The following is a 15,183-nucleotide window of genomic DNA, read 5'->3' as shown; positions in this document are numbered from 1 at the left end:
ATCGAAGCGAACGAGTATTGGACGTGACCTCATCCGGGTCGGAGGATGGACACATGCCCGAAGCGACCTCCACCGTCACCATCGCCGACCTCGCCACCCCCGCTGACGCCGAGGCGTTCCGTGTCCTCAACGAGGCCTGGATCACGCAGTTCTTCGCGCTCGAGGACGAGGACCGCAAGTTCCTCGGCGACCCCGTCGGTCACGTCGTCGAGCCCGGCGGCGCCGTCTTCGTCGCGCGACTCGACGACCAGGTGATCGGGTGCATCGGCATCGTGCCGACGACCCCTGGGGTGTTCGAGCTCGTGAAGATGGCCGTCGCGCCCGGTCATCAGGGGCACGGCACCGGTCGGAAGCTCATCGCCGCTGCACTCGACCGCGCCCGGGAGCTCGGCGCGCAGCGGATCGACCTCGAGAGCAACGCACAGCTGGCCAGCGCCGTGCACCTGTACGAGGCGTTCGGCTTCCGGCACCTGCGCGAGGACGAACTCGTCCCGAGCCCCTACGTCCGCGCCGACGTGCACATGACGCTCGAACTTCGCTGACGACAGCGCCGTTTCGGTACGCTCGCGGCATGGCGACGTACGAAGTGCAGGCGGTCCGTGAGCGCGGCGCGTGGCAGGTGTTCATCGACGGGTTCATGGTCACCGAGGTCGACCGCTGGCCGGCCGTCGGCTTCGTCGCCCGCGAGATCCTGGCGATGGACCGCACCGACGACCTGCAGATCCGTGTCGTCGGGCGCAACCAGTACATCGACTGACCCGGTCAGCGAGCGGCGGCGACCAACTGCTGTGCTCGCTGGTGCGACACGTGGAGCAGCGGTCCGATCTCACGCACCGTGAGCCCGGACTCGTGCAGCACCAGCGCCGCGGCGGCCGTCTCCTTCGCCGCTTCGATGCGCGCTCGCTCGGATTCCTCGCGGAGCGCCACCGCGCGGTCCAGGTGCGCCTGTGCCGCTTCGGGCATCGACACCTCGACGACGAGCTCGAAGGACTCCGGATCGCGGTCGTCGTTCATCAACGAGAGCCAGTCACGGGCCATGAGCTCGATCTCACGCTCGCGCTTCGCCTGGGTCCGGATGACCCCGTCGATCCAGATCACCCAGTACTTCTTGCCGCGCTCAGCTCGCACCGTGTGTCGGCTCATCGTCGCCCATCTCCTTCTCGGTCGCAGTCACGGAGGATGCCGCGCGCCGTCATCTCCTCCACCTCTCGGTGCCTCGGGACGACGATCGTGTTCCGACCGAAGCGGAACAGGTCGTGACTCCCGCCGTGACGGTGGAACACGAACGCGACATCGTTCTCGTCAGCCTTCCGAGCGAGCCGGCGAAGCAACTCCGTGCGCTTCACCGTAGTTCGCCAACCAGGACTAGGCAAGTCTGCCTATCGCGGCTGGACAAGGACGGCTCGTATGTCTGCATCCACCGACCGTGGCGGCCCGCGGAGTGCGATCCGGGAGCGCCGTGGTGATCTGTGGACAGGCTGCAGCCGGGGCATGCTGTGGAGGAACAGCGGTTGGCACTCGCACCGGCGAGACGCCACCATGGACGGCATGCGCACCACGTTCGACGACCTGATCGCGATCGGCGAAGCCGCCGACGTCACCGGCTGGGACTTCTCGTGGCTCGACGGCCGTGCCACCGAGGAACGCCCGCCGTGGGGCTACGCGAAGATGCTCGGCGAGCGACTCGGTCGCCTCGCCGGGGTCTCCGGCACCGCGAGCCTCGACGTGCAGACCGGCGGTGGCGAGGTCCTCGCCGAGGCGCCGGCGTTCCCGGCCACCGCGGTGGCGACGGAGTCCTGGGCACCGAACATCGCCACCGCCACACGACTCCTGCACCCACGCGGCGTGGTCGTCGTCGCCGATCCGGACGAGCCGCCGCTGCCTTTCGCCGACGGCGCCTTCGACCTCGTGACGAGCCGGCACCCCGCTGCGATCCACTGGGACGAGATCGCCCGGGTCCTTGCTCCCGGCGGCACGTACTTCGCCCAGCACGTCGGCCCGGCGAGCGTCTTCGAGCTGATCGAGTTCTTCCTCGGCCCGAAGCCCGTCGAGCGGCGCGGACGGCACCACGACGACGAGGCCGACGCAGCACGCGCCGCCGGACTCGAGGTCGTCGAGCTGCGGACGGCGCGGACCCGGATCGAGATCCACGACGTCGCCGCGGTCGTCTACCTGCTCCGGAAGGTGATCTGGTGGGTGCCGGACTTCACCGTCGAGCGGTACCGCGACCGCCTGCTGGACCTGCACGAGCTGATCCAGCGAGACGGACCGTTCGTGGCGCACTCGACGCGCCACCTCATCGAAGCGCGCCGACCCGCCTGAGCCGACCCGGGCCTCCTGGCCGCTGCGTCCCGCTCGAGTGAGCAGAAGACGTCGAGTGCGCGCTGCCGACCCGACGTCTTGTGCTCACTCGATGCTGCACAGGCGGCAAACCACGCCGTTCCACCGCTCACGCGACGTGCCAGACCAGCCCCTCCTGCGCACTTGACGGGTACGCCGAGGCGATCCGGAACACGGCCTCGCGCAGCGTCTCCGGTGAGCACGCCAGGTTGAGGCGGACGAACCCGCGCCCCTCGCTCCCGAACCCGAGCCCCGAGTTCAGCGCGACGTAGGCGTTCTCACGCAGCGGCACGGCCGGGTCGTCGCCGAGCCCGATCCCGCGGAAGTCGAGCCATGCCAGGTACCCGGCTCGGGGCCGCGTGTAGACGACACCGGGCAGGTGCTCGGCGAGGAGCTTCGCGAGCAGCCGGTCGTTGGCCACGATCCGGGACACCACGTCGTCGAGCCAGGTGGTCCCGACGGTGAACGCGGCGAGGTTCGCGTGCAGCCCGAGGATGCTCGTGCGGCAGGCGACCTCCTCCCACAGGGTGTCGAGGAGTGCGGCGGTCCGGTCGTCACCGGCGACGATGATCGAGCACTTCACGCCCGCGAGGTTCCAGCCCTTGCTCGCCGAGGTCACGCAGACGCTGCGGGCTCCGACGGGCTCGGCGACGGCTGCGAACGGGGTGAACTGCACGCCGGGGTGGGTCAGGGGTGCGTGGATCTCGTCGCTGATGACGAGGACGTCGTACTTCGCCGCGAGTTCGGCGATCGCGAGCAGGTCGGCGCGGTCGTGCACGAGGCCGACGGGGTTGTGCGGGTTGCAGAGCAGGAAGACGCCGACCCCGCTGGCGAACGCCCGCTCGAGTCCCTCGAGGTCGAGTCGGTACTGGCCCCACTGCTCGAGCAGCGGGACCTCTTCCACCTGACATCGGGCCTCGTCGACGAGCTCGAAGAACGGCGGGTACACCGGCGGCGTGATCGCGACGCGACCGCCGTCGGGCAGCGCGAGCCGCAGCGACTCGACGATGCCGACGCTGACGTCGGTGGCCAGGTGGATGCGGGACGGGTCGATCTCCCAGCCCCAGCGGTCGAGCGCGAACTGCGCGAACGCGGGCGCGAGTGGCCCGGGCCCGTCGAGGTAGCCGAGGTCGGACTGCGACACGCGCTCGATCAGGGCCTGGCGGATCTCCGGCGCGACGTCGTGGTCCATCTCGGCGACGAAAAGCGGCAGCACGTCGGGCGCGTACCGCGTCCACTTGATGCTCGTACGGACCCCGCGGAGCGTGCCGACCGGGTCCTGCTCGTCGCTCGCCATGCGTCCCAGCATGCACCGACCGGGAGGCCCGGCGCGAGCCCGCCTGTCATCCAGCGTCGTCTTCCGCGCACTCTGGGACGCGGGGCGTCGCCCCGCCTACTGTCGGTCCCATGAGCACGAGCACCGCCGACAAGGCCACCACCCTCAAGCAGCTGCACGAAGCCCCGGAGATCCTCCGCGTCGTGAACGTGTGGGACGCGATCACCGCGAAGGTCGTCAGCGACCTGCCCGGCACGAAGGCGATCGCCACCGCCGGGCACTCGATCGCCGCGTCGTACGGGTACGAGGACGGCGGGATGCCCCTCGACCTCGCGCTGTCGGGCGCCGCGATCGTGGCCGCCGCGACCGACCTGCCGGTCACCGCGGACCTCGACGACGGCTACGAGGACCCGGCCGAGACCATCCGCCGCGCGATCGGCTCCGGCATCGTCGGCGCCAACGTCGAGGACCGCCTGCGCCCCTTCGACGAGGCCGTCGCCCGGGTCGCCGCGATCACGGCCGCTGCCCAGGCCGAGGGCGTCGACTTCCAGTTGAACGCCCGCACGGATGCGATCGCCCGCGGCGGCGACCGTCCGATCGACGAGAGCATCGCGGACGCCATCGCACGTGGCAAGGCGTTCCTCGACAACGGCGCCGCGCTCGTCTTCGTGCCCGGCGCGATCCAGCGCGACGTCGTGGAGCAGCTCGTCGCGGGCCTCGGCCGCGGCAAGCTGTCGGTCATCGGCCTGCCGGGAGCCCTGCCCGCCGCCGAGTACGAGGCGCTCGGCGTGGCCCGCATCTCCTACGGTCCGCTCACCCAGCGCGTCGCGCTGCGCGCGCTCCGCGACCTGGCGACCGACCTGTACGCCGACGGCGTCGTGCCGGAGGACACCCCGACCCTGAACTGACGGAGCGGACGGACGGGAGGCCCGGTGTCAGCTGGCACCGGGCCTCCCGTCTGCATGTGGTCGCGATCGCGACCCGCTCAGCTCAGCCGAGCGCCGGGTACAGCGCGGGCGTGGTGCGCGCCTTCGTCTCCTGCTCGAAGGCGTAGCCGAGGCCGATCAGCGTGCTCTCGTCGAACGAGCGGCCGAGGAACTCGAGGTTCACGCCGGCGCCGGTGATCGTGCCGTCGGCCGCGGTCGCCTGCCCCATCGGGACGGTGATCGCCGGCATGCCGGTGTTCGGGCTCAGACGCATGTTCGTCGACTGCGTGCCGTAGGGCGTGCCCGACGGGTAGATGAGCGAGTCGAGGTCCTGGTCGTCGAGCATCTGGGTGACGAGCTGCTTGCCGGTGGCGAGCTGCGTCGTGTGCGACCCCGTCGGCCCGGCCCACGCCTGGTACTGCGCGTCGGTGATCAGGTCGCGGGACTCGTAGGTCGACTTGCGGCTCGGCACGTACTCGCCCGAGGCCAGGATGCCCTGCAGCGACCGGGCGGTCACGTCGGGGTCGAGGTGCTTCGCGACGTACTCGTCCAAGTCGTGCTTGAACTCGTTCGTGCTGCCGCTGCCCTCGGACAGGACCCGGTTGAACGCGGTCGTCGCGGTGATCGGGACGACGGTCGCGCCAGCGGCCTCGAGCTTCGCGACGGACGCGTCGAACAGTCGCTTGGCCGTGGCGTTCGTGCCGACCATGCTCGTGACGTAGCCGATGCGGGCGCCGTCGAGCGAGTCCGCGTCGAGCGAGGACGTGTACGAGGTCGGCACCTTGCCGGACTGCGCGCTCGTGACGGGGTCGGCCGCGTCCACGCCGGTGACGGCGTCGAGCGCGACGGCCGCGTCGGTCACCGAGCGGGCGATGGGCCCGCCGGTGTCCTGCGACAGTGCGAGCGGGATGATGCCGTCGCGGCTGGCCAGGCCGACCGTCGGGCGGATGCCGACGAGCTGGTTGTACGTCGACGGGATGCGGATCGAGCCCCCAGTGTCGGTGCCGAACCCGATGCCGGCGAGGTTCGCGGCGATCGCCGCACCGGTCCCACCGCTGGAGCCACCGGCGGTCTGCGCCGTGTTGTACGGGCTGGCGACCAGCAGGGACGAACCGGCGGGCTGGTTCGACGAGAACTCCGACACGAAGCCGTAGGCGAACTCGTCGAGGCTGGCCTTGGCGAGGATCACCGCACCGGCCCCTCGCAGTCCGGCGACCATGGTGGCGTCGGTGTCGGTCTGGTTGTCGTCCCAGCAGCCGCAGCCGCCCGTGGTCGGCATGTCCTTGGTGTCGTAGTTGTCCTTCACCGCGATCGGCACGCCCAGCAGCATGCTCGTCATGCCGTGCTCGGCACGCTCGGTGTCCGCCGTCTTCGCCGCGGCGAGGGCCTCGGCGTTCGTCGTGACGATCGAGTTGAGCGCGCGGCCGGTCGACGCGGAGTCGACCTTGGTGCGGTCGTACGCGGCGATGCGGTCGAGGTAGTCCTGGGTGATGGCGACCGAGGTGGTGACCCCGGCGTTCATCGCAGCCTGCATGTCGATGGTGGACGCCTCGACGAGCGTGAACGGGCCGTCGTCGTAGATCATCCGCTGGGACAGCGCCGCGATGTCCGCGACGGTGATCGTGCCGTCGGCGTCGGTGTCCGCGGCGCTGACCGTCGCCCAGTCACCGCTGGCACTCGTGGCCCCGAGGTGCTCGGTGAGCACCGCGAGGTCGGCCTTCGTGACCTGGTCGTCGCCGGTCAGGTCGAGGTCCGTGTAGTACGGCGCGAGCATCGCGGCGGGGCTGGCGTCCACAGCTGCCGGTGCTGCTGCGGCGGTCATCGCGGGGGTCGCGGCGAGGACGGTGCCGACGAGGGCGATGAGCGAGGCGCCGGCGACGGCCGTGCGCTTCCGGCTGGTGGCGGTCATTCGGCTGCTCCGGTGCGCTCGCGGCGGGCGCGGCGCGCACGCAGGGTGATCAGGATCCCGCCAGCGGCGAGGAGGGCCAGCGACGCGGCGATCCACGGGGCGACGTCGGCGCCGGTCCAGGCGAGTTCGCCGCCGGTCGGACGGTCACCACCGCCTGCGGCCACGGCGGTGGCGCCGCTGGTCGGGTCGGACGGGTCGGTCGGGTCGGTCGGGCCGACGGTGGTCGTCGGGTCGGGGTCGCCCGCACCGGCACCCGGGTCGGCCGTGGCGGTGGCGCCCGGGGTGGGCGTGGCCGTCGGGGTGGGCGTCGGGGTGGCCGTCGCCGCTGCAGCGATCGAGATCGAGGTGCTCGCCGGGTCGGTGAGCGTCGTCGAGGTGCCGTCGGAGCCGACGAGCGTGATGCTCGTGACCGCCAGGTCGACGCTGCCCGGTGCGGTCGGCGTCAGGCCGATCGAGGCAGCGAGGTCGCCGTCGAGCGCCGGGGACGTCCCGAGCCGGGTGTGCACGATCGTCAGGGCGTCGCCGTCCTGCTCGACGCTGTCGAAGCCGCCGTCGGGACCGGTGACGCTGTCCTCCACGTACGACACGGAGTCCGCGTCGGCGTCGAGGGTGATCTCGTAGGCGTAGACGTCGGTCGTCGCCGGGATCGTCAGGTCGACGTCGAAGGCGGTGCCGACGGTCGCGGTGGCGGGGGCGTCGATGGTCGCGGTCGTCGCGGTCGGTGCTGCCTGGGCCGGCGAGGCGGTCAGGGCGGCGAGGCCGATCGCCCCGGCGGCGACGAGTGTCGAGGACACGATCGTCGCGCGGGGGCGCAGCCGGAGGCGGTGCTGCATGGGTGCAGGTCCTTCGGGAGGAGGTCGGGTGCTGAGCGGGTACTCAGTGATCCGAAAGCTAACGGTGCGCTGTTTCCGGCTCGGGCCCGGCACGTTTCCGCGCCGTTACGGCTCCGTCGCACCGCTACTGTCGTGCCATGTCGCTCGACGTCGAAGCTCTGCTCACCCCGCCCTCCCCCGTCGCCGCACGGGCGTTGGACGTCGTCCGCACCTGGTCCTCCCCCGCCCTGGTGAACCACTGCCTGCGCTCGTGGGCGTGGGCGGTCCTGCTCGCCCCGACCGTCGACCTCGAGCCCGACCCCGAGCTGCTGTTCGTCGCGACGATGCTGCACGACCTCGGCGTCACACCGTCGTTCGATGCCCACGACGTGCCGTTCGAAGACGCTGGTGGTGCCGTGGGCTCCGTCTTCGCCCTCGGCGCCGGGTGGGACGCAGCGCGCGCTCGACGCGTCGGCGAGGTCATCGAGCGGCACATGTGGACCTCCGTCGACCCCGCGGTCGACGTGGAGGGGCACCTGCTCGAGGTCGCCACCTCGCTCGACGTCTCCGGTGCCGGGTTCTCCAGGTGGTCCACCGACGACCTGCACGCCGTCGCCACCGCACTGCCCCGCCTCGGGTTCTCCGGCTCGTTCGACGAGCTCATCCACGCGCAGGCTTCGCGCAAGCCGTCCTCGGCCGCTGCTCGGCTCGACGGCTCCGGCAACGTGACTGCGGGTGGCTCGCGATGGGACGCGTTCCTTGCCTCCTGAGTGCATCTACCGGTCCGCTGGACTTCTCGGCATCGGCCCCGTATAGTGTTTCTTTGGTGCACTGCAGCGAACCCATCTGACTCGCGCACACCAACGTCTCGACACCGACTCACCCGAGTCGCATTCCAAGCGAGACCCCCGCTTGATCCGAACGGATCAGCAGCACGTTGAAACTCGACGTGCGCGCCCCGCACTCGATGCGTCGCGCCGGACTGAGACGTCCGCCGACACCGAGTCGCCCTGGCGCCGAATGACCAGGAAGTACAGCACCATGACCAGCAACGAACGAATCACCGTGTTGGGGACCGCTCTCGCGGCCCCGACGATCACCCCCGACCGCATCGCCGAGTTCCCCGTGCGTGACGACCGCTCGCAGCGCGAGTACCTCGTCCGCATCGCGGCCGACGACCTGCAGACCTTCGTCACCCGCGGCACCCGTCTGGACGCCGTCGGCGAGGCCGGCTGGACCGTCCCGGGCCGCTCCTGGGCCGGCGAGGCCAGCCGAACCCTGCTGCAGGCACAGTCCGTGCACGCAGGGGACATGGCCCTCGCGGCCTAGGCTCCACCAGGACGAACGCGAAGCGCCGCCGGGCTCCCCGGCGGCGCTTCGTCGTGCGTGGGCTGCTCAGCCGCGGACAATGCCGCTGTGCCGTCCTTGCCCGGCGCATGCGGACTCGCTGCGGCCCGCTTCTCGTTGAGCAGCAAACGCATCGCCCGCGCCCGGGAGCTGTCCCCCGTGAACCCGACGTACAGGCCGTGCATCACCGCAGTAGTCACCAGAGTCACCGTCATGGTGACCAGGGTCGACCAGCGTTGGCCGCCGCGCCGAACATTTCGCACGCACGGAAGCCTCAAACGTCAGTACTCGCCCTTCACGACGAAGAACGAGCCGCGGATCGTGCCGGCGAGCTTCGACTTCTGCCGCGCGAACTTGAACTTGTCAGCGAGTTCCTCGGGCACGTCCATGCCGTCGGAGAGCTTGAAGCCGACCGCACGCTTGCCGCCTGGTTCGAGCGTGTAGAGCACGTTGATCGCCAGGCCGGACTCGTAGAACACGTACGTCCAGCGCACGCCGTCGACGAGCGCTTCCGTGGCTTCGAGCGGTGGTGACGCGATGACCAGCCCGCGTTCCTCTTCGAGGACCCGCCGCACGTAGGCGACGAGGTCCGGCACGTCAGCTGCGGCGTGCGTGGTGAACACGTGGTCGTACTTGTTCGCGAAGTACCGCGCCTCGTTGGCCCGGAGCCCGGCGAGTGCGTCGGCGACCGGCGAGGACTCGAGACCCACCGTGGACACGTTCACGAAGTCGACGACGTACGACATGGGGGCCTCCTCGGGCGCTCGGACGTGCCGAATCTAGTCCACCGCACACCTTCCCGAGCGAGCGCGACACATCTATAGTCGAGAGCTATAGATGGAGGTGCCCATGCGAGTCGAACGTGCAGCAGAACTCATCCGCGCTGCCCGCGAGGACCTGGGCCTCTCACAGACCAGCCTCGCCGCCGCCGCCGGGATGCAGCAGCCGACCATCTCCGCGTACGAGAGCGGACGCAAGCAGCCGCGGCTCGAGTCGCTCCAGCGGATCCTCACTGCCGCGCACACGCGCCCGAGCATCCCTCTTGCCGTCTACGCCGACGCGATCCTCGACGAGGCGAAGCGGTTCCACCTCGAGAACGTTCGCGTCTTCGGTTCCACGCTCCGCGGGCAGGACACCGAGCACAGCGACATCGACCTGCTCGTACACCTGACCCCAGCCGCATCACTGTTCGACCTCGGCGGCTTCGCCCACGAGGTCGAGACCATCACGGGCTTCGACGTCGACGTCCTCACCGACGACCTCGAGGACGACGAGCACTTCGCGCACGTGCTCGACGAAGCAGTGCCGCTGTGACCCCATCGCCCCGGTTCACCCCACGGCAACGCGTTGATCGCGATTCAGCCGACTCAGCAGACCGCTGGCCGTCGCTGCAGGCGAGCTTCCTCGACTTGCTCGCCGAATGTTCGCAGATCGTCGAACACGGCCGCGTCGAGTTCGACGCAACTCGGAGCCTGACGTATCGAGCGGCTGAGGCCGTCATCATCCACTTCGACGACCTGCTTGGACGTCTTCCCGCCGACAGGGAAGCCCGACTTCCGTCCGACCTGTCGCTCGCCGCTGTCAGGAAGACGCGAAACATCCTCTCGCACGACTACCGGCAGGCGCGGAAGGAGATCATCTGGGAGGCGATCGAGCACCGCGTCCCAGCGGTCATCATCGCACTAGTCGACTGAGCCGAGCTCATTGCTCCGGGCGTGGATCGACTCAGTTGATCCGCTCGAACACCATGGTGGCCTGCAGTCGGTCTCCGCCACCGAACCCCGTACTGCCCGACGAAGCCGTCGTGATCGTGTGCAGCCGGTAGCCGAGCGCCGCCTGTGCGTTGATCGCCTTCTCCAGCTCGGTGAGGTTGCCGGATCCCGTCCCGAAGAACTTCTCCCGCAGGACCACCTGCAGGACGACGTAGCTCATGCCGTTCTGCGCCGGCCGAGGCTGTCCGCCTGCCGCGGCCTCCGCTTGGATACGGTCGATCACTCCGCCGATACCAGGCGCGCCCGGTGCCTTCGGCTGCACCTGCTCCGTCCACGCCGAGCCGTCCCACCACCGCATCGCGCCGGAACCGTCGTCGTACCAACCTGCCTGTGGGTTCGTCATGCGCTCATCCTGGCGCACCCACGGCGAGGTCAGTTGTTGAAGCGGAACTCCACCACGTCGCCGTCCTGCATGACGTAGTCCTTGCCCTCGATCCGGGCCTTGCCGGCAGCGCGGGCCTCGGCGATGGAGCCGGTCTCGACCAGGTCACCGAACGAGATGACCTCGGCCTTGATGAAGCCCTTCTCGAAGTCGGTGTGGATGACGCCGGCAGCCTGGGGTGCCTTCCACCCCTTGCCGATCGTCCACGCTCGGGCTTCCTTCGGACCGGCCGTCAGGTAGGTCTGCAGCCCGAGTGTGTCGAAGCCGATCCGTGCAAGCTGGTCGAGTCCGGATTCGGTCTGGCCGGTCGACTCGAGCAGTTCGGCAGCGTCGGCCGGGTCGAGGTCGATGAGCTCTGACTCGACCTGGGCGTCGAGGAACACGGCCTGGGCCGGGGCGACGAGCGCGGCCAGCTCGGCCTTGCGGGCGTCGTCGGTGAGGATCGCCTCGTCGACGTTGAACACGAAGATGAAGGGCTTGGCCGACAGCAGTCCGAGCTCGGCGATCGGTGCGAGGTCGATCTTGGTGGCCGAAAGCAGGGTGCCCTGCTCGAGCGCGGCACGGGCCTCGCGAGCGGTCTCGAGCACGATCGGCTCGGCCTGCTTCAGCTTCACGGTCTTCTCGTACCGCGGGAGCGCCTTGTCGATCGTCTCCATGTCGGCGAGGATCAGCTCGGTGTTGATGACCTCGAGGTCGTCCTTCGGGGACACCTTGTTTGCCACGTGCACGACGTCGTCGTCGGTGAAGCCGCGGACGACCTGCGCGATGGCGTCGGCCTCGCGGATGTTGGCGAGGAACTTGTTGCCGAGCCCTTCACCCTCGCTCGCACCCTTGACGATGCCGGCGATGTCGACGAACGACACCGGCGCGGGCACGGTCTTCTCCGAGTGGAAGAGCTCGGCGAGCTGGTCGAGCCGCGAGTCGGGCAGGTTCACCACCCCGACGTTCGGCTCGATCGTCGCGAACGGGTAGTTCGCGGCGAGGACCTGGTTCTTGGTCAGGGCGTTGAACAGGGTCGACTTGCCGACGTTCGGGAGACCGACGATTCCGATGGTGAGAGCCACGGAAGAAGAGCCTACCGGCGGCGGCCCGCCGGAGCCGACCCGGGCCTCCAGTCCGTCCGTCAGAACCAGCGCGAGCCGGTCGTGGCAGCGTGGTCCCCGTCGTCCGGACCGGGCGACGGAACAGGAGGACGTCGATGTGGTTCGAACGCGACGAGCGCGGTGTGCACTCGGTGGGCATGGGAGCGCCGGGGCTGCGCCAGCGCTTCGCTCCGGAGACCCTCGCCGCCCTCGAGCAGGCCTCCCGCGCTGAGCTCGAGCAGCTGCACGACGCGATGGCCGAGCTCGAGGCGGACGTCCTGGTCGTCTACGACCCCGAGGACGACACGATCGACTACGCCGAGGAGGACCGCTTCCGCGGGATCCCCCTCCCCCGGGACTCCGGCTTCCCGGTCATCACCGGCGACCTGACCGCCGGACTCACCGAACACGTCGAGAGCCTGCCGCTGCGCTGGCGTCTGGACGGCGTCGCGGTGGCGTTCGAGATGGTGGGCACGCTGCTCGCGCCGTACTGGAAGCGCGAACGTGCGCGTCGGACGGCGACCTGGCGCGCGACGGCGCGACGTTGGCGCAGCGGTTCCCGGTCGGCACGCCGCCGCTGAGCGTCCGGCCGCAACGCCGAGGCGGCTTCCGGCGATGTCGGCGCCCCGTGCGACGATCGGAACCGTGCCGTTGAACTTCACCGCGATCGACTTCGAGACCGCGAACAGCTCGCCCGCCAGTGCGTGCTCCGTCGGACTGGTCAAGGTCCGCGCGGGCCGGGTCGTCGACCGGGCGTCGTGGTTCATCCGCCCACCGTTCGGACACGACGCGTTCCTCGAGTGGAACACCCGGATCCACGGGATCGTCGCCGAGGACGTCGTGCGCGCGAAGACGTGGGAGCAGCAGTACCCCGACCTCGTGGCTTTCGCCGAGGGTGACGTCCTGGTCGCGCACAACGCTCGGTTCGACATGGGCGTCATCGCCGGTGGGTGCTCGGCAACCGGCATCGACCTCGCCGAGCACCACTCGATGTGCTCGCTCGCGGTGGCCCGTAAGACCTACACGCTCGACTCCTACCGACTGCCGGTCGCCGCGATGGCCGCCGGGTTCGAGGGGTTCCAGCACCACGATGCCGCCGCCGATGCCGAGGCGTGCGCCGCGATCGTCATCCACGCCGCCGGCCACCACGGCACCGACACGGTCGAGGCCCTGGGTGCAGCGACCCGCGTGACGATCGCCCCGGTCCGGGCCCGAGCCGAGAAGCCCAAGGCCTCGACGCCGCAGCCACGGCTGTCGAACCGCCCGATGGTCTTCGCCGACTGAGCCGGCCGAGCCGACCGAGCCGACCGAGCCGGCCGAGCCGAAGGTCCCTGTCGCGGCCTCGACAGCAGCACTACGCTCAGCGCATGGCTGCGCCCACCACGATCGAACGCGAGACCGTCATCACGGCTCGCGCCGCGGACATCACCCCGTACCTGGCAGACCTGCACCGTTGGGTCGAGTGGTCGCCGTGGGAGGGGCAGGATCCCGCGCTGCAGCGGACGTACGCCGGCGAACCGGGGACGGTCGGCTCGACGTACGTCTGGAAGGGCAACCGCAAGGCCGGCGCCGGGTCCATGGCGATCACACGGGTCGATGCCACCGAGGTGGACGTCGCCCTGCAGTTCACCGCACCGTTCAAGTCGTCGAGCGCAGTCGCATTCCGGTTGCACGAAGCGACCGACGGCACGCGGGTCGTCTGGTCGATGACGAGCCCGCAGAACGTGATGTCGCGCGTGATGGGGGTGTTCGTCAACATGGACAAGTTCCTCGGCGGCGACTTCGAGAAGGGCCTCGCCAAGCTGAAGGCTGCGGTCGAGCGCTGACGGGAGTGGCACACCGGGGAGCAGGGCACCCGGTGGTATTGTCACGACAATCCCTCGGCATCGATGCCGAACCCGCAATTCCCCGAAGGACCGCGATGACCAACGAAGGCCAGCTGCCGTCCGACCTGTTCATGGACCTGGACCGGTCGGGTCCCATGCCCCTCTACTTCCAGGTGGCCTCGCGCATCGAGGAGTCGATCCGCTCCGGTGTGATGCCTCCCGGCGCCCGTCTCGAGAACGAGATCGCGCTCGGCGAACGCCTCGGGCTGTCCCGCCCGACGATCCGCCGGGCGATCCAGGACCTCGTCGACAAGGGTCTGCTCGTCCGCCGCCGCGGCATCGGCACACAGGTCGTGCACGGCCCGGTGACCCGCAAGGTCGAGCTCACGAGCCTGTACGACGACCTGGCCCAGGGGTCACAGGCACCGGCGACGAAACTCCTCGAGCGCAACGACGTCCCTGCCTCGGACGAGGTCGCCGCAGCCCTCAGCATCGAGCCCGGCACGATCGTCGCGCACATCCGCCGCGTGCGGTTCGCCGAGGACGTCCCGATGGCGATCCTCGAGAACTACCTTCCGCCGGAGTTCCTCGAGATCACCGACCAGGACCTGCAGGACCACGGGCTCTACCAGCTGCTCCGCGGTCGCGGTGTGACGATGCGGGTGGCCAAGCAGCGGATCGGTGCCCGCGCGGTCACCGACGAAGAGGCCGGTCTGCTCGAGATCGAGGACGGCGACCCCGTGCTCACCATGAGCCGCACCGCGTACGACGCCTCGGGGCGCGCGGTCGAGTACGGCGTGCACTGCTACCGCCCCGACCGCTACTCGTTCGAGGTCACCCTCGTCGACAAGTAGGCAGTTCGCGCTGACCGCGTGACGTCCAGGTTCCACGAACTGCCGCACGCGTGACGCCGAGGTTCCACGGATGGCCGCTGGACGCCTCGAGATGCCGAGATTTCGGAACCTCGGGACCGGCAGACGGAGCGAGCGGGCGCAGGACCGGCAGACAGACGGACCCCGCTCAGGCGAGCGCGGGCACGCCGAGCTCGCCGGTCACGTACTGGGCACGGCCGAAGCCGAACGACCAGTCCTGCGGGCCGTTCTCGACGTAGCCGATGAAGACGTCCTCGGACGCCACACCGATCGCCGCCAGGGCGTCGTGGATGGCCGCGTACAGCGTCGTCTTCGCCTCGTCGGTGCGCCCGCGCTGCGTGAAGACCTGGATCACGACGACGCCCTCGGTCCGCTCGAACCCCAGGCCGGCGTCCTCGGCGATGATCTGCTGCGCCGGGTGCTCGGTGATCACCTGGAACCGGTCGCGCACGGGGATCGTGTACACGTCGACGATGGCCTGGTGGATCGCGTCGGCGATGGCGCGCACCGCCTGCGGCGTGCGGCCGGTGGCGAGGTCGATACGGACGAGCGGCATGGTGCCTCCTGCAGTTCGGGACTTTGTCCTGACAAACTAACATGGATTGACAGTCAAGAACAGAGAGACGGGAGGCGCGGTGC

The 15,183-nt window shown here is 69.9% G+C and carries 20 protein-coding genes; 12 read left to right on the top strand and 8 right to left on the bottom strand.

The window, feature by feature from the left end:
• The first annotated feature begins 53 nt into the window (after positions 1-53).
• The gene (locus EDF23_RS10015) at positions 54-542 is read left to right on the top strand and encodes a GNAT family N-acetyltransferase (protein WP_131921575.1); all 489 of its coding nucleotides are present in this window, start codon (positions 54-56) and stop codon (positions 540-542) included.
• Positions 543-571: 29 nt separating this feature from the next.
• Positions 572-757 (top strand): hypothetical protein, encoded by a 186-nt coding sequence (locus EDF23_RS10010; RefSeq protein ID WP_123313312.1) that lies wholly within the window; start codon positions 572-574, stop codon positions 755-757.
• 5 nt (positions 758-762) lie between these two features.
• On the opposite strand, the gene EDF23_RS10005 is transcribed toward EDF23_RS10010, so the two are convergent.
• Entirely contained in the window at positions 763-1,143 is a 381-nt protein-coding gene (locus EDF23_RS10005; RefSeq protein WP_123294128.1) for a hypothetical protein, read from the bottom strand.
• Between the two features lie 405 nt (positions 1,144-1,548).
• On the opposite strand from EDF23_RS10005, the gene EDF23_RS09995 reads away from it, so the two are divergent.
• Complete coding sequence (locus EDF23_RS09995; protein WP_131845320.1) at positions 1,549-2,322, top strand: class I SAM-dependent methyltransferase; 774 nt, start codon at positions 1,549-1,551, stop codon at positions 2,320-2,322.
• A gap of 127 nt (positions 2,323-2,449) precedes the next feature.
• Here the strand turns inward: EDF23_RS09995 and EDF23_RS09990 are convergent, their stop codons facing one another.
• On the bottom strand, positions 2,450-3,637 hold the full coding sequence (locus EDF23_RS09990) for an aminotransferase class I/II-fold pyridoxal phosphate-dependent enzyme (RefSeq protein WP_243648879.1): 1,188 nt from the start codon (positions 3,635-3,637) through the stop codon (positions 2,450-2,452).
• A gap of 110 nt (positions 3,638-3,747) precedes the next feature.
• On the opposite strand from EDF23_RS09990, the gene EDF23_RS09985 reads away from it, so the two are divergent.
• Complete coding sequence (locus EDF23_RS09985; protein ID WP_123294130.1) at positions 3,748-4,524, top strand: isocitrate lyase/phosphoenolpyruvate mutase family protein; 777 nt, start codon at positions 3,748-3,750, stop codon at positions 4,522-4,524.
• An 82-nt stretch (positions 4,525-4,606) separates the two neighbouring features.
• On the opposite strand, the gene EDF23_RS09980 is transcribed toward EDF23_RS09985, so the two are convergent.
• Together EDF23_RS09980 and EDF23_RS09975 are read right to left on the bottom strand one after the other, a co-directional pair.
• Complete coding sequence (locus EDF23_RS09980; RefSeq protein WP_131921574.1) at positions 4,607-6,451, bottom strand: amidase family protein; 1,845 nt, start codon at positions 6,449-6,451, stop codon at positions 4,607-4,609.
• Complete coding sequence (locus EDF23_RS09975) at positions 6,448-7,284, bottom strand: hypothetical protein (RefSeq protein WP_131921573.1); 837 nt, start codon at positions 7,282-7,284, stop codon at positions 6,448-6,450. Before EDF23_RS09975 ends, EDF23_RS09980 begins: the two co-directional genes overlap by 4 nt.
• Before the next feature lie 137 nt (positions 7,285-7,421).
• Here EDF23_RS09975 and EDF23_RS09970 point away from each other — a divergent pair, with 137 nt between their 5' ends.
• Together EDF23_RS09970 and EDF23_RS09965 are read left to right on the top strand one after the other, a co-directional pair.
• Entirely contained in the window at positions 7,422-8,033 is a 612-nt protein-coding gene (locus EDF23_RS09970) for an HD domain-containing protein (RefSeq protein WP_123938983.1), read from the top strand.
• A gap of 271 nt (positions 8,034-8,304) precedes the next feature.
• Positions 8,305-8,592 (top strand): hypothetical protein, encoded by a 288-nt coding sequence (locus EDF23_RS09965; RefSeq protein WP_123938984.1) that lies wholly within the window; start codon positions 8,305-8,307, stop codon positions 8,590-8,592.
• Between the two features lie 299 nt (positions 8,593-8,891).
• Here EDF23_RS09965 and EDF23_RS09960 read toward each other — a convergent pair whose 3' ends face one another.
• Positions 8,892-9,356, bottom strand: a complete 465-nt coding sequence (locus tag EDF23_RS09960) for a phage tail protein (protein WP_123294134.1) — start codon at positions 9,354-9,356, stop codon at positions 8,892-8,894.
• Between the two features lie 103 nt (positions 9,357-9,459).
• Between EDF23_RS09960 and EDF23_RS09955 the strand changes: the two genes are divergently transcribed.
• Entirely contained in the window at positions 9,460-9,924 is a 465-nt protein-coding gene (locus EDF23_RS09955) for an XRE family transcriptional regulator (RefSeq protein ID WP_123938985.1), read from the top strand.
• Positions 9,921-10,304, top strand: coding sequence for a HepT-like ribonuclease domain-containing protein (locus tag EDF23_RS09950; RefSeq protein ID WP_123938986.1), 384 nt, complete (start codon positions 9,921-9,923; stop codon positions 10,302-10,304). Before EDF23_RS09955 ends, EDF23_RS09950 begins: the two co-directional genes overlap by 4 nt.
• A 31-nt stretch (positions 10,305-10,335) precedes the next feature.
• Here EDF23_RS09950 and EDF23_RS09945 read toward each other — a convergent pair whose 3' ends face one another.
• Both EDF23_RS09945 and ychF read right to left on the bottom strand, forming a co-directional pair.
• Positions 10,336-10,725: a DUF2510 domain-containing protein gene (locus EDF23_RS09945; protein ID WP_123938987.1), complete on the bottom strand. Its 390-nt coding sequence runs from the start codon at positions 10,723-10,725 to the stop codon at positions 10,336-10,338.
• 29 nt (positions 10,726-10,754) lie between these two features.
• On the bottom strand, positions 10,755-11,828 hold the full coding sequence (gene ychF, locus EDF23_RS09940; protein WP_131845308.1) for a redox-regulated ATPase YchF: 1,074 nt from the start codon (positions 11,826-11,828) through the stop codon (positions 10,755-10,757).
• A 134-nt stretch (positions 11,829-11,962) separates the two neighbouring features.
• On the opposite strand from ychF, the gene EDF23_RS09935 reads away from it, so the two are divergent.
• The 4 genes from EDF23_RS09935 to EDF23_RS09920 all read left to right on the top strand — a co-directional run bounded on the left by EDF23_RS09935 (position 11,963) and on the right by EDF23_RS09920 (position 14,526).
• Entirely contained in the window at positions 11,963-12,427 is a 465-nt protein-coding gene (locus tag EDF23_RS09935; RefSeq protein ID WP_131921572.1) for a hypothetical protein, read from the top strand.
• Between the two features lie 64 nt (positions 12,428-12,491).
• Positions 12,492-13,130 (top strand): exonuclease domain-containing protein, encoded by a 639-nt coding sequence (locus EDF23_RS09930; RefSeq protein ID WP_123294211.1) that lies wholly within the window; start codon positions 12,492-12,494, stop codon positions 13,128-13,130.
• 83 nt (positions 13,131-13,213) lie between these two features.
• Entirely contained in the window at positions 13,214-13,672 is a 459-nt protein-coding gene (locus EDF23_RS09925; protein ID WP_131921571.1) for an SRPBCC family protein, read from the top strand.
• A 95-nt stretch (positions 13,673-13,767) separates the two neighbouring features.
• The gene (locus tag EDF23_RS09920; protein ID WP_123294141.1) at positions 13,768-14,526 is read left to right on the top strand and encodes a GntR family transcriptional regulator; all 759 of its coding nucleotides are present in this window, start codon (positions 13,768-13,770) and stop codon (positions 14,524-14,526) included.
• Between the two features lie 166 nt (positions 14,527-14,692).
• Here EDF23_RS09920 and EDF23_RS09915 read toward each other — a convergent pair whose 3' ends face one another.
• The gene (locus EDF23_RS09915; protein WP_131921570.1) at positions 14,693-15,100 is read right to left on the bottom strand and encodes a tautomerase family protein; all 408 of its coding nucleotides are present in this window, start codon (positions 15,098-15,100) and stop codon (positions 14,693-14,695) included.
• Positions 15,101-15,183: the final 83 nt, after the last annotated feature.

The organism is Curtobacterium sp. PhB128 (genome assembly GCF_004340725.1).
GTDB lineage: Bacteria > Actinomycetota > Actinomycetes > Actinomycetales > Microbacteriaceae > Curtobacterium.
The sequence above is the reverse complement of the archived record's forward strand: the minus strand, read 5'-3'. Positions and strand labels throughout refer to the sequence as shown.

Coding starts and splice junctions, on each gene's coding strand:
- EDF23_RS09990 (WP_243648879.1), bottom strand. CDS start 3,637: ATGGCGAGCGACGAGCAGGACCCGGTCGGCACGCTCCGCGGGGTCCGT.
- EDF23_RS09925 (WP_131921571.1), top strand. CDS start 13,214: ATGGCTGCGCCCACCACGATCGAACGCGAGACCGTCATCACGGCTCGC.
- EDF23_RS09920 (WP_123294141.1), top strand. CDS start 13,768: ATGACCAACGAAGGCCAGCTGCCGTCCGACCTGTTCATGGACCTGGAC.
- EDF23_RS09960 (WP_123294134.1), bottom strand. CDS start 9,356: ATGTCGTACGTCGTCGACTTCGTGAACGTGTCCACGGTGGGTCTCGAG.
- EDF23_RS09980 (WP_131921574.1), bottom strand. CDS start 6,451: ATGACCGCCACCAGCCGGAAGCGCACGGCCGTCGCCGGCGCCTCGCTC.
- EDF23_RS09995 (WP_131845320.1), top strand. CDS start 1,549: ATGCGCACCACGTTCGACGACCTGATCGCGATCGGCGAAGCCGCCGAC.
- EDF23_RS09935 (WP_131921572.1), top strand. CDS start 11,963: ATGTGGTTCGAACGCGACGAGCGCGGTGTGCACTCGGTGGGCATGGGA.
- EDF23_RS09965 (WP_123938984.1), top strand. CDS start 8,305: ATGACCAGCAACGAACGAATCACCGTGTTGGGGACCGCTCTCGCGGCC.
- EDF23_RS09945 (WP_123938987.1), bottom strand. CDS start 10,725: ATGACGAACCCACAGGCAGGTTGGTACGACGACGGTTCCGGCGCGATG.
- EDF23_RS09975 (WP_131921573.1), bottom strand. CDS start 7,284: ATGCAGCACCGCCTCCGGCTGCGCCCCCGCGCGACGATCGTGTCCTCG.
- EDF23_RS10015 (WP_131921575.1), top strand. CDS start 54: ATGCCCGAAGCGACCTCCACCGTCACCATCGCCGACCTCGCCACCCCC.
- EDF23_RS09955 (WP_123938985.1), top strand. CDS start 9,460: ATGCGAGTCGAACGTGCAGCAGAACTCATCCGCGCTGCCCGCGAGGAC.
- EDF23_RS09915 (WP_131921570.1), bottom strand. CDS start 15,100: ATGCCGCTCGTCCGTATCGACCTCGCCACCGGCCGCACGCCGCAGGCG.
- EDF23_RS09970 (WP_123938983.1), top strand. CDS start 7,422: ATGTCGCTCGACGTCGAAGCTCTGCTCACCCCGCCCTCCCCCGTCGCC.
- EDF23_RS09985 (WP_123294130.1), top strand. CDS start 3,748: ATGAGCACGAGCACCGCCGACAAGGCCACCACCCTCAAGCAGCTGCAC.
- EDF23_RS10005 (WP_123294128.1), bottom strand. CDS start 1,143: ATGAGCCGACACACGGTGCGAGCTGAGCGCGGCAAGAAGTACTGGGTG.
- EDF23_RS10010 (WP_123313312.1), top strand. CDS start 572: ATGGCGACGTACGAAGTGCAGGCGGTCCGTGAGCGCGGCGCGTGGCAG.